Source organism: Stenotrophomonas sp. PUT21 (genome assembly GCF_052232875.1).
GTDB classification, from domain to species: Bacteria; Pseudomonadota; Gammaproteobacteria; order Xanthomonadales; family Xanthomonadaceae; genus Stenotrophomonas; species Stenotrophomonas maltophilia_N.
Genome location: NZ_CP197645.1, coordinates 3682308 through 3694751, shown reverse-complemented (window position 1 = coordinate 3694751; position 12444 = coordinate 3682308). Strand labels below are relative to the sequence as shown.

Sequence of the window (12444 nt, the reverse complement as noted above, 5' to 3'; positions counted from 1 at the left end):
GCGGCCAGGACGTCAGGCGCTATCACGGGTTCCGACACTGGCCCGCAGCAACGAACAGCTGCTCGGCGAAGTCGGAAGGTGGGTAACCCTGTCTGTTGATGGCCACCAGACCCTGCTCGCCGTAGTGGTCCTGCAGCTTGTCGATGGCGCACCTGCAGTTGGACTTCGGTGCGCCGCTGCTCATGCAGTTGTCTATGAACTGGCCTCGGACCTTGTCCAGCTCGCTGGTACAAGCGCACAGCGCCAGCGGAATGAGAGCAACGGTGAGCATCTTTCGGATTCGTGATCCCATGCCTATCGCCTCTTCACCAAGACGAGCAAGGCAAAGATCACCACGATCCAGACCACACCGCCGATCAGCTTTCCGAATGACGGGAAGACCACTACGGGCCAGACAAGGCCCTGCCCGAGGTTGTAGAAGAACCCCTTGTAGGCATAGCGCCCCCAGATATCGAAACATATGGCCGCGATCAGCACGGTCACGCCGTATAGGCCTATCAGGTACTTCATGTCATTCCCCTGTTGGTTGAGATCAGTTGATTTCTTGCAAGTAGTGGCTGACGGCTCTGAACAGCCGTCGCAGGTCATCGGCGTTGGGAACACTCAATGTGATGTAGGGCTCGCCATGGATCCGGATGTGCGCACCGTGGGCGGTAATCTCGGTCAGACAACCCAGTAACCGGATCTCAGCCTGCTCGAACTTGGCCTTGCACCGAATCTGGGTTTCGGTGATGAGAACGCCCTCCCTGGCACCACCGAACACGGTGTCGTCGATGAGCACGACAACGTCCTGGGCCCGCAGCCGCTCCCCGTAGCTGTCCAAGGCTCCCTGGAGCTTTTTCCTTGGTATGTGCGGAGCCACGAACACGCGTTCGAAGGGCTCGTTGCTGAACTCGAGCCCTTCCAGTGCTTCTCGGAGTGAGCGGAGCGGTGGAGGCTCTGGGGCCTTGGCCCGCTCCGTCCGAGGACCTGGATCAGCAGACCCGGCCGACGCTTGGGTACGGTCGAAGCGTTCACGCTGGTCTGGGTCCTTGAGGACGGCGTACGCCTTGTTGACGGCTTGCATCTTGGCCGTCGCCCATGCCACGGCAGCCTCGTCACCCGCGGCATACCGATCAGGGTGGTATTGGCTCCGCCGCCCCTTGTAGGCCAGCTCTATTTCCCAGAGCGGTGCCCCGGGGCGTACCCCGAGGACTTCGTAGTGGTTTTCTTCGGACATCCGTTTCTCCGTTGATGGGAGCTAGGTCGAGGCACACCCGCCCATAACGGCCCCATCCCTTTACAGGGCACCACGACAACCGCCAGAAAGGGTCGTAAATGCCGTGGCCGTAAGGGCATCATAGGCGGACGATTCCGTCCGTGACAAGAGTCTCCGGAACCGCAAGCACCAATAACGACCTAGTCCGCCTGGGCCAGGCAGTACGCGTGCGCCGTCAAGAACTCGCAATGTCCCAAGAAGCCCTGGCGGACGTTGCCGGAGTAGATAGATCGCACATGGGAAAGATTGAGCGCGGTGAACGGAATGTCACCTTCCTCAATATCCTGAAGATCGCGAAGGCCCTCGAGTGCAGGGCATCCGAGTTGCTAATCAACGCTGATCTTTAGCCCCCCTTTTCGGCTCGCTTTAGACTGACGAATCAATCAGCCCAGCTCTATCCCTCGGGTGGCTCTTCAAGCCGCTGCGCTTTAACCAAGTGCTCCCCCGCTCTCATACGAAGTCGGCTGGCAGCCTCCCTAATCCTCGCCCTCTGGCGCCAATTCCCAACATCAGCAGCGCGCTCTATCTCCCGAGCCTGTCGGTCGAGATCAGCTGCTTTGGCACGAGCCAGTGCCGCCCTGGTCGATGACTGGGGCGCATCCATTATCTTCATGGTCTCTCCTAGGTGTTCGCGCCTTAGACCTGCCCGAGCTGAGCCATCGAGGTTTCTTGGCTTGCCGACACCACAAGGTGGTCGACGACCCTCACCTCCACCATCGCCAGTACTTCCTTCAATCGCCTGGTGATGGCTCGATCCGCTTCTGATGGCTCGCAATGCCCGCTCGGGTGGTTGTGAGCCAGTAGGACCGCTGCCGCGTTCCGGGCCAAGGCACGTTGGACGACAATCCGCGGATGGATCTCAGCTCCATCTATGGAGCCTGAGAACAGCCTTTCTACGGCGATCAGGCGGTTGCGGGCATTGAGGAACGCTACCTCGAAGTGCTCGCGGATCTCATGCCCTAGACGCAGGCGGAAGAACCTGCCTGCAACATCCGGATCTCCCAATAGAAGGCCACTGACCATTGCTCTGCTCTCAAGAATTTCCAATGCTTGGGAGAGGACGGAGCTGTCACGTTCGTTCAAACCGCCAGGTAGCTCTTCCAGGCGCTGCTTCTGCGGCGAGGCGTTCATGCGGCCTCCCCGATCAGTTGTTTCCATGCCTTTTGCTTTAGCAGAGCCCCCTGGCCGAACCAGGCCGCATCCAAACGGTTCTCCATGCTCTGTGCCCGCCGATGGTGGTCCACGAATTCGGTGATGCTATTGAGCAAGCCAAACGCCGTGCCCTTGCTGGTTTTCAGGCTCGCGCCCCTCCCCTGCCCGTCGTACAGCGCCCGCACCTTGGCTACAGCCTGCTCGTTCACGACCGCCCTCCCATTCTGAGCAGCCGGATACGTAAGCAAGTTACGCAACATCCCATCGACGGCGTCAGGGTCCACCGGTGTCTCACAGAGGACTCGCATCCGCTCCACGAAGCCATGCCAGCCCTCAACAGCGATGCCTAATTGACTCTTGACCCTGTCAGCATCGAAGGAACTGCGGTGCGGCACCTTGATGGCTCCGGTTCGATCCCCAACAGCGATCTGCAGAGTGTTGTTACACACCACGCGCACTGAGGTGAACTGGGCGGTGGTAGCCAGCGTTCCGTCACAGGCCGTAGCCAGAAGAAGGTAGCCATTGACCTGATCCTGGCCCTTCAGAGCCACACCCTGTCCAGTACGGGCCAATGCCCAGAACTTTCGTCCGCCGCGAAGAACCCCAGCGGTTTCCAGCTCAAAGCCGCTGTACCGTGTCAGGTCGCGGTAGAACTCCAGGATCTCCCGCGGCTGGACTACTTGATAGCGCTTGGACACCACGGCCAGCGGTCGCTTGGTGTCAGAGCGATAAAGCACCTTCTGCCCGGGGAACGCCCGAACGGGATACTGATCTTCGGCGTCAGCGGCGAATCGCACTTCAGCCTCTTCCAAGGACCAATTCATGCCGGCGCGCTCGCGCCATACCTCAATGGGCTGCCCTGGAGCCAACTGGCTTCCGATGCCATGCCATGGGACTTGGCCTGCATAGGCCATGGTTTCAACGTGATGCATCTCGGTCTCCTTTCATAGACGGCATAACGCACAAGGCCCGGACAGTGCCGGGCCTTGTGGGTCTATCTGGATAGTTGGTTTAGTCGTAGGAATCCCGGCCGAATTGGTCGGGGCGGGTGAAGGAACAACGGGCCACGGCCGACAAGATGGCCGCAGCCACGATGAAGACGCAGTAGAGGAACTCGGATTTATCCTTCATGCCTAGTACTCGAAGCGATACGCCGATGCGCGGCGCACACGCAAAGCAGGGGGGATCCCGCTTCGATGTAGTACTAAGGGTCTGAAATTAGTTCCAATCAAAGGGTGCACCGCAATACCGCCCGACAGTTATGCCTGATATGGCAACCGGCGGCTACCGGCCAAGAGCGGCCCTTTGAGAGTGCTGACTCTTCGGGCAGCTAGCTGTTGTGGCCGACAGAATTTTGACAAGCTATGCACTTGAACCCGGGACTGGAGGTGTTGAACGCATAGCCGGCGACGATGTCGCTAGGTAGTCGCGCAACTGAAATGCCAGGGATGAACCGGCGTCTACGAGCCTGTCCAGCACCTCCAGAGTAGCCTGCCTGAGGGTTACGTCTCGGAGGAGCGCCTGACGATACTCATGCACCGCTGTTTGGCAAACAGTCTCAGCGTTCCAAAGGCTGCTTCCGTCGTTGAACAGGGTAGCCGGGGCCTTCGCTATCGCATCCCTCAGTTGCCCTAAGGCAGAGGGGACCGCCGTTGCCCTTCCGACACCTGCCATTAGCGCAAGTAAATGTTCGAGCGCGTGCAAACCGTCACCTACCGCGACAAGGCAGTTGGCGACGAAGCTAGGGCGGCGGCGCAGCAGCGGCAAGTCGTGGAAGGTACTCGTCCATGGAATGGACCGAAACAGCAGCACGGCGAGCAGCTTCTCGTTCTTGCTGTACACGCGCCGCGAGGGCGCGCGCAACGAATCGTCTGCAAGAACACTCGCTGCGGCTCGGTCCCATACCCGCCAGAAAGCATCCGCGCTCGCGTACTCTTGCTTCATGCACCCGCGAAGGGTTGACTCCAGTACCCTTTCACTGATCTCTGGGCCGTGCTCGATGCAGTAATCAAGAGTGTCAAAGATTGGAGTCTTCTCGTTGCTTTGAACTAGCAGCTCAGACGCCAAAAGATCTCCCACCGCCGAGCGCGCTTCGAAATCGACATAGTCTGATTCGTACCGGTCAACTCGTGGCTTACCTTCCTGATCGGCGACTAGACGGACAAGCGTTGTAAGCGCTTGGACTCTCCAAGTCTCGGGCGTCTCGCTGCTGGCGGCATCGAGTGCGATCGTCCACTCTTTGATGGCAGCGAGGCTTCTAGGACTAGGCCTAGATGCTAGCTTTCCGCCTGTGAGGGCTGCCATCAATCTCTTGCAGGTAGCGTTCCGTGCTTCTTCGACGAAGTCGCGCCCGCGTCCTCGCGCTGCGCCGATTGCGATGTCGAGCTCTTCAGCGTATTGCGCCAGCGCCGTGGTCAGTATATCGGCGAGCAGAGGTTGCTTTGGTCGCAGAACCTCAGAAATTGCAAGGGCTCCTGCCCGGCGAATCGTCCAGACGGGTTCCGTAATGATGTTGGCGAGGGACTCAGGCAGCTTTGGATGGCCTGGGTCTACACTTGCCAGCAAGACGAGCGTCTTGGCTCTCAACTCGCCCGTCGCGGGGCTACGCCGGACCCAAGCGTCGTTCTCCAAGCGCTTCGAGGTGACGTCAAGGAGATAGTCCTTGGCCCATTGGAGCGCTTCCGAGGTGTCCGTAGGCCAACGCTGAATCAGCGCGCAAGGGAGGCCGTCGTCCATCCCAAACAGCAAATCCTCTTCCTGCCCCATAACCTCTTCAAGAAGGCGCTGAAACTCTTCGTATACCTCAGACGAGGAGGAGAAGCGGTCTGCGGCCCCCGGAGACGAGGTGAGCGTTGGCTGCGTCACGGCTCCGATCCAAAGCCGGACAGCCGCCAACCGGTTCATGAGTTGACCTCTTGACTGCGCTTGGTCGCTCACTTGCTTCAGCTCTGGTTCGAGGTTCGCGATTTCCAGAGGTACGAACTTCCCATCTTCAACTGGGTCGCCGAGCTTCATGCCCCGAGCGTCCATGCGCTTGAGCCCCATCCGCCAACCGTCCGGCACGCCTTCAGTGTGTTTGAGATCTTCGATATGCTTATCGAGGATCGCGAAAATGCCCTTCCGGAGATCGGGGCGGATCATCTGCAACTGAAGCACGAGCATCTCTAGGTGCTGCTTCCTGTGCGGTAACCGATTACTGGCGATGCGCTCCTTTTGCCTCTGCTCGTCCAGGCCGTCGTGACCACCGTAGATGGCCAGAGCAGTCTCCTCTCTCACGTAACGTGCAATGTCGTCGACGAAGAACTGCGGGCAACTGAACAGCGGCAGCAGCTTCTCAGTGACAAGATTCGGATGAGCCATCAATACGCCTGCGACCAAGCCTGTAGTGAAGCTCGATTCACCGCTCTCCAAGATGAACTCAATAACCTTGGAGAAAGACTCCGGCTGCGTCTCCGCCTCGATCAGCAGTCGTTCCTCCAACGCCATGAGTGCGCAGTTCAAAACATAGCTGGAAACGGAGTGGCCACGATAGGCCGCCCAAAGTCGCCAGTCGTGAATGTGGGCGCGCCCATTCGGACTATGCTCTGGCGGAAGAACGGTAACTTCCTCCGGATGTGATTTAGCAAATGCCGCGGCTGCGTGATTGCAGAGATCGATGACGAAACGCACGCTTTTGGCAGCGGAGTAGAGCAAAAGCCACTTGAAAGGCCCTTGCAGCACAGAGGGAGGGAAAAAAGCGTGGGACGTCCTCTCACTGAGGCCCATTGCTGCCTCCCAGCCGATCATGCCAAAGTCACGTTCGGTTCGAGGCTCAGGTTCGATGTAGAGCGCCCAGAACACAGTGCGAACTAGCTCTGCATTGAAGTAAACGGGCTCCCTGCAGTGCTTAATATCAGTGAGGAACTGCAAGCGTTCCTCGGCGTAGACATTGTGACCTTCTCTGTTCTCGGAGATCCGTTTCACTAGTGCGTCGATGAACACCTTGAACTTGGCGGGGTTAGCTCCAGAGCAGCGACACAGAAGCTCGTAGAATCGCCTACCTACAGAATTTTCTCGGTACCAAGTGTCGTTGTCTCGCCAGCAATAGTGCTCAGCTATGCTGAAAACATCGTTCACACGCGGACTGGGCTTGTGCCAAGCATTGTCGTGCGCAACTGCATCCTCAGCGAGCTGGACAACCCATGAGTGAGCCTCCGGCGGCAGCGATGGGAATGCCCTTGCAACCAGCCCAGTCATCACGTCCCAAGCCTTTCCTACCGGTGCGGCCATCCCGACTCGGGCAAGAAGTTCTTTGTTCGCAGAGTCGGCCGCCAAGTGCGAGTAATCGAGGGAGGTCGGACCCTTGCAAGCAACCCTAAGCAGGTGGCTCAGGCGCTGAAGCAGAGACGCACTGCCGAAGGTATCATTGCTTCCAAGCTTATCGACCAGTTCCTCGACTCGCTCAGAGCGCAGAAGCCCGATGGCTATCTCGTCGCGCCACAGCTGCGCAATCGTTGATTCTGGCTTGAGCGACGCCTCCAGGAGTGCATAGGCGTCATCGTCGCCTTCAGTCGATTTCTGAGCCGTCCATGAGCGCAGGGCACGCCGCATGCCCGCATGTGAACCGAGCCTTGCAAACATCGCTGACCAGTCCCGCTCCGCAGAACGTACCTCACGCTCCACTCGAAAGAACAGCGACCAATCCTCCAAGACGTCGTGGGCCGGGGCCACTCGGTCGGCCTCGTCCTTCACGAGCACAGCGTCATGCAGGAGCGACGTGACAGCTTCAGCGTCCAGGGGAGGATCGACGAACTGCGAAAAGCGCTCGGTGCGCAGGTAGCAGACTTGGTCGAAGGCCGCTTGACGTTTCATGCGCATAGCGGCCAAAAGGCCTCTACTGGGTGCAATTCGCTCTATCCAAAGTGCCCGCCTGAGGTCATTTCCAGAGGCACTTGGTAGTGCCGTTCCAGCGGCGGTGAACTTGAAAGCAAGCTCAAGGTAGTAGGGTGTGCGCAGAACCTCTTTTACCCCTGAATCTTTGGCGACAAACTCATGGAGCGGGGTTCCGGCTACCGCAGCGGCAATCTCCGCGTCCGTGAGTGGTGGAACGTCTACGACTTGGCTGGAAAAGCTATAGAGGAAGTTTGTGTGCAGGCCATTGAGAGCATAGGAGCGAGTCGTGATGCAGAGCCTCGAAGACTTGTTCTTGCGAACAAGCGTGAGCAGCTCTTCGAGCGCACCTGGGTTCTGTGCCTCGAGAGCTTTCTCCAGCGAGTCGATGATGATGGTGGGTGCCCCTGTCCGCAGCAGTGTTTCGATGCCCAACATCGGGTCTTGAAGCCCGTTCAGAGACTGCACTGCTGCCAAGGTGGGGACATCCAGCTCATCAGCCTTGAAGAAGAACAATGGGCCGGACTCACGCAGCAAAGAAGCAAGCTCAGAGACGACCGCTGACTTTCCTGCGCCCGGACCGCCAGTGATGATGACGAGCTGGCGGTCATCGAGCGCTGACAACACACGACCTACGCACTCGCCTCGAGGGATGTGCGCGCCATTGGGTAGGCTTGTCGAGATGAGGGAGAGCTGAAGTAGAGCTCGCTCGGTCAATCGCTCAGCAACAATGCCCAGTCCGCGCGCGGAAGTCAGGCGGCTTACTGCGGCTTGCAATCCTTCTTTGGCGGTCCGACACCATGTTGTCCAAGTGACGGTCCCTACTGTAATGCCTTGTTCTTGCACATAGGAGACAAGTCCATCCCATACCAGTGCTCCAGAGTCGCCTGGTTGCCCTGAGGTCAAGAGTGCCTGGACGAGGCTGACCTCCTGTGAGGACTCAGTGCCCAGGTCATGAATGTCAACACGAAGCCGCCGGAGCAACTGGAAGACAAGCTCCTCGGTGTACTTATCGGTCAACGTGCCCTTCGAAACCGTCTTGAATGCTTCCCAAGTTTCTTTGTGCTTCTTGTCGAACAGCTGGGAGTTCACCTTCTGCAGGTAGTCACCGATGTCTGCTGATGCACGAGCAAGTTCGCACAGACGTTTCGCTGCCTGGTTGGCTGCCGTCGCTGGGGCGATTGTCGCAAGAACCAGGACGTCACAGGCGCGATCAAAATGGCTCTTCTCGATGCCGAGGAAGTCGCGCCAGGCACCCCGCAGCCCGTCGATGAAGTCTGTGTTGCCAGCCGTGGCATTGAGGCCTCGCTTGCATTGGACGAGTTGCAGCCAACTCTCCTTGGTGTCACTGAGTCGGCAGTAGACGTCGTCGGTGTGAGCGCCTGTATAGCGGGCCTCAAAGCGCAGTTCTTCGATCCTGGCGCCGTGCAAGCAGAAGGCTGTGGGCAAGCCCGTAAGCATGTTACCCAAGTATAGGGCGCCCACACGAGCCTGAAAGACGCCGCCACCGCCGCCAGTGGCGACTGTGCTCATGACCTGGGTACCCTGCAGCGGGTCTCGCGGGGTGACTTCCCTCTTGCTCATTTACTAAAGCTCCCGCCGCGGCGCGGCCCCTCCTGCAGACAATCATAGAGGATTAGCGTCCTGCTTCGCGGAAGCTGGAACCCTATGCAGACAGTCCAGCGAGGAGCAGCACGACACCGGTCCAGCCTAGCTGGTGAAGGCGTTCAACAGCGCAAGAATCAACACACTCTTCAAACAAGCTCGCGGCCGACTGCAACTCCGGGCAGACGATGCAACTTCAAGTGAGCGCGCGAAGCACCGTTTGACTCACCGCAATCGGGCGTAAAGATGGCAAGCCGCTACTACCGCTTTGGGTCGTATGCCCCCCCTGCGGCCAGGAACGGACCTCCACCAACGCCGGAACTAAGCCGAGCCGCAAAGCGGCCTCGGCTTAAAATTGTTACGCCGCTGCTAGCTAGCCCACGACGACTGCTTAAAGCAAATGAGCGGCAAGGATAGCTGCTGGGGGAAGGGCGGCACACAGAAGGACGACTCCGAGGCAGCCGGAGCTGCCTGCCGCAAGCTCGGGAGGGGCAGACTCCTTTCTCCAGACCAGCGCCTGCCCATACATAGGAAGCAAAGCCTTCTTTGGATACTTGATGGAAAGAGGCCCTTGCAACTCCCATCCAGTTGCAAGGCGTTCATTGACCTTCCGCACCAACGCATCTTTGCTCGGAGCAAGCTCAATCGTGTATTTGCTTACGGGGCACTTGGCGGAAGCCATGCTCAGCCTGCGCCGCTTGTAATGCCCTTTACTAGGGCTTGGCCGTACATAGGCAGTGCAGCGTTGGCTGGGTACTCGATGCTGAGTCCTCCTTGAGGCGTCCAGCCGGCCTCGATCAAGCTATTGACCTCACTCAACAGTTTCTCTTTGCTTGGAGCGATTACGACCGTATAGGTGCCGGTGATTTCCGTTGCCACGTGCTTCCTCCTCTTAAACGTTGGCGAGCGGTAGATCAGCTGCACACCGCTGTAGTTAAGCCCCACCGCGAAGCGGCACCGGCTTTAATTTATTGTTAGGAAAAACTGGCTAATCATCGGATGCTCCGCACGATTGCAAGTGCGCTCGAGCCTCTTGGAGCATCTGCTTTAGAACGCCAAGTCGGTTGACGGGTAAGAAAGTTGAGCTGCGATGATCCGAGAGCTTCAAGAAGGCCAACTGTCCTTGGTCGCTGTGATAGAAGCCGAACGTTGCGCCGTCCTTAGTGGAGTAAGTGACCTCAGTGTAATCACGGTCCTGTCCGGAAAGCTCGACGGCAGTATGCGTGATGAAGTCAATAGCATTGATCAACTCCGGCAACTCATCGTGATCTAAGAATACAGCAGAGTCAGTGTCGCCATCTTGGTCGATCCTTTCCAAGCGTACCCCGTAGCTGGTGTCCTTCTTGGTTCCCTTGATCACGTTGAGGATCAATGTCTCTGCGAATATCGAATCGCCGTGCTCACCCTTGCAGCGGCCCGCAGGCCGATTCTCTTTCACCACGATGACACCACGGTTGGCTAAGAACCTACCTACGTTAGTTCCTTGATCCACTGACCTTTCCTGCGCCAAATCTGACATGTAGCCCCCCCCTTGTCATGTGTGCGGTGCCTAACTACCCGATGGACGGTCCCTTGGGGCCGGCAATACGACTTACCCACAATGCAACGTATGGTGGGATTTCCCCTTGGTTAAGCTCGATCTTAGGACGGCTGGGGCCGGCCAACAAGCCGGCGTATAACCAGAACCAGCGGCAGGCACGGCGGCCGCACCAATGGGTGCTTTGGATCGCATGACGCCCTACGGCCAGAAGCGGATATTTAACACCTGAGTTAAGCCGACTCGCGAAGCAATGTCGGCTTGAATGATCTGTTAGAGCGCACTATAGCGGATGTTCCGTACGAAGTTGCGCCAGCTCGTTAGTGAGTTGCTCGCAATCAGCGCATATATCTGCAAGAGTTCCAAGCGTGTACACCAACTCATTTTTTGGTTCAACAAAGATCGGAGTTGAAATGGCAACTGCGTGGCGTCCATATGGCTCAATTGACCAGCGCGAGTGCATGATGATGTTTCGCTGCTCCCGAATCTTATGCGCCCGCGCAGTCCAATATTTGTACTTCTTGTGTCTCTTTGAATCCTCTCCGAAGCGGGAAGCGGCTTGACGTTCAATTCTCTTGATTAGATCGGCTGCGGCAAGATCTCCTGCGGCGTCTCCGTAGCGATCTAAATCTTTGCCGTCGTTATGCCACGCGACGCAAAGATGCAAATTGTTGACGAGCCTAGAAAAGGAAAAGACGAGCTGACCGATCAGCCTTGAAGCCTCTTGCTCTGCGGATGACCTGCGAGCAAGCATCTGGCCTATTGTCAACGACTCGATATCTTCCATGCGCGGCCTAACTATCTAATAGACGGCCCAATGGGCCCGGTTATACGACTTATCCACAAAGCACCTTATAGCGGGCTTTCCCCTTGAGACAGCTCGATCTTAGGGCGGCTGGGTCCGGCTAACAAGCCGTTTCATAAGCTGACCGAGCAGGGTGAGGAGCGTGCTCCTCGGCGGGAATTCTGCTTTGGGTCGCATGACACCCTGCGGCCAAGAGCTGCCATGCTCCCGACCACTGGCCGCCGACAAGAACGAGTGCAATTCAAGAATCCGACTGCATGAAAATCTGCACATGCTCTGCGGCCAGAAGAGGACGCTCAACGCCTGAATTAAGCCGAGCCGCGAAGCGGCTTCGGCTTGAATGAATTGTTAGCCGTCACACGATAAACGCTACCGTAACCTTGCTACTCCCGTAGAAATGGAGCCGCGCTAGGACTTTGCCATCAGCCTCGACGAATTGGTAACCAAAGACATCCTGATTGTTGCCCCTCAATGGTTGGCCTTCCAAGAATGTGTCCAGTCTCTCTACCAGTAAGCGCTGGTCCTCATTTTTTTCGAGATCGTCGAAAGAGAGCATGAACTCAATTAGGACGCTTACATCGCCAAGCCATGGAGTACGCTTCTCGTGAAAGTAGAGGCCCTTGGCTATGCAAGTGAACATGCCAATAAGGCGTGACTCCTCGGGACGGAACGCAATGGTCTTCTCCCACGTGCCGGCGACCGTGTCGTGGACGACGACCTCTTGAGTCTCCGTCAGCAGCCGTTCCATGAGCTTCGGGCGTCGCTTAACTGCCCTCATGATCTTTGTCAGGAACTGATGCTTCGCTACCTCGTTTGACGGCAGGCTCATCGCGAGAGTGTAAAGCAGGTACTCATCTTCACGCGACTTATCAGTGTTGTGCTCCTCACAAGACGGCACCGTAATCAATTGTTTTCGGTAGTCCTTTCCGTCGGGCGAATCCTTCTGTCTGGGAAATATTCCCTGCGGCGGTACATGCTCCGCTGTGCTCGCTTCAAACCCGCAGTAATAGCAAATATTCATTGACAGCTAACTGCCCAATAGACGGACCCATGAGTCCACTTAAATGGCTCATCCACAAAGCACTGAGTTGCGTGCTTTCCCCTTGATACGGCTCGATCCTAGGGCGGCAGGGTCCGTCTAGCAAGCCAGCATGCAACCGGACCCAGCGACAGGCTGGGCGGCCGCATCAATGGTCGCTATGGGTCGCATGAAGTCGT

Annotated in this window: 11 protein-coding genes; 1 reads left to right on the top strand and 10 read right to left on the bottom strand. The window is 57.7% G+C overall.

The features are described 5' to 3' along the window. Positions 1-22 precede the first annotated feature (22 nt). Genes ACTT2I_RS16670 through ACTT2I_RS16660 form a run of 3 tightly spaced genes read right to left on the bottom strand, consistent with a single transcriptional unit; the run spans position 23 to position 1219 of the window. Positions 23-271, bottom strand: a complete 249-nt coding sequence (locus tag ACTT2I_RS16670) for a hypothetical protein (protein ID WP_239511228.1) — start codon at positions 269-271, stop codon at positions 23-25. Between the two features lie 23 nt (positions 272-294). Next, positions 295-510 carry a hypothetical protein gene (locus ACTT2I_RS16665; protein ID WP_062168854.1) on the bottom strand — a complete coding sequence of 72 codons (216 nt, stop codon included), beginning with the start codon at positions 508-510 and terminating at the stop codon, positions 295-297. Positions 511-532: 22 nt separating this feature from the next. Further along, the gene (locus ACTT2I_RS16660) at positions 533-1219 is read right to left on the bottom strand and encodes a J domain-containing protein (RefSeq protein WP_443096713.1); all 687 of its coding nucleotides are present in this window, start codon (positions 1217-1219) and stop codon (positions 533-535) included. A gap of 140 nt (positions 1220-1359) precedes the next feature. Here ACTT2I_RS16660 and ACTT2I_RS16655 point away from each other — a divergent pair, with 140 nt between their 5' ends. Next, positions 1360-1605, top strand: a complete 246-nt coding sequence (locus tag ACTT2I_RS16655; RefSeq protein WP_443096712.1) for a helix-turn-helix transcriptional regulator — start codon at positions 1360-1362, stop codon at positions 1603-1605. A 289-nt stretch (positions 1606-1894) separates the two neighbouring features. On the opposite strand, the gene ACTT2I_RS16650 is transcribed toward ACTT2I_RS16655, so the two are convergent. The 7 genes from ACTT2I_RS16650 to ACTT2I_RS16620 all read right to left on the bottom strand — a co-directional run bounded on the left by ACTT2I_RS16650 (position 1895) and on the right by ACTT2I_RS16620 (position 12247). Next, on the bottom strand, positions 1895-2389 hold the full coding sequence (locus tag ACTT2I_RS16650) for a JAB domain-containing protein (protein WP_443096711.1): 495 nt from the start codon (positions 2387-2389) through the stop codon (positions 1895-1897). Then, complete coding sequence (locus ACTT2I_RS16645; RefSeq protein ID WP_443096710.1) at positions 2386-3342, bottom strand: DUF932 domain-containing protein; 957 nt, start codon at positions 3340-3342, stop codon at positions 2386-2388. Before ACTT2I_RS16645 ends, ACTT2I_RS16650 begins: the two co-directional genes overlap by 4 nt. 430 nt (positions 3343-3772) lie before the next feature. Beyond that, positions 3773-8812: a hypothetical protein gene (locus tag ACTT2I_RS16640; RefSeq protein WP_443096709.1), complete on the bottom strand. Its 5040-nt coding sequence runs from the start codon at positions 8810-8812 to the stop codon at positions 3773-3775. 756 nt (positions 8813-9568) lie between these two features. Further along, positions 9569-9763, bottom strand: coding sequence for a hypothetical protein (locus ACTT2I_RS16635; RefSeq protein ID WP_443096708.1), 195 nt, complete (start codon positions 9761-9763; stop codon positions 9569-9571). Between the two features lie 109 nt (positions 9764-9872). Continuing rightward, positions 9873-10376, bottom strand: a complete 504-nt coding sequence (locus tag ACTT2I_RS16630; RefSeq protein WP_443096707.1) for a hypothetical protein — start codon at positions 10374-10376, stop codon at positions 9873-9875. A gap of 328 nt (positions 10377-10704) precedes the next feature. Next, on the bottom strand, positions 10705-11208 hold the full coding sequence (locus tag ACTT2I_RS16625) for a hypothetical protein (protein WP_443096706.1): 504 nt from the start codon (positions 11206-11208) through the stop codon (positions 10705-10707). Positions 11209-11581: 373 nt separating this feature from the next. After that, the gene (locus ACTT2I_RS16620; protein WP_443096705.1) at positions 11582-12247 is read right to left on the bottom strand and encodes a hypothetical protein; all 666 of its coding nucleotides are present in this window, start codon (positions 12245-12247) and stop codon (positions 11582-11584) included. Between the last annotated feature and the right edge of the window lie 197 nt (positions 12248-12444).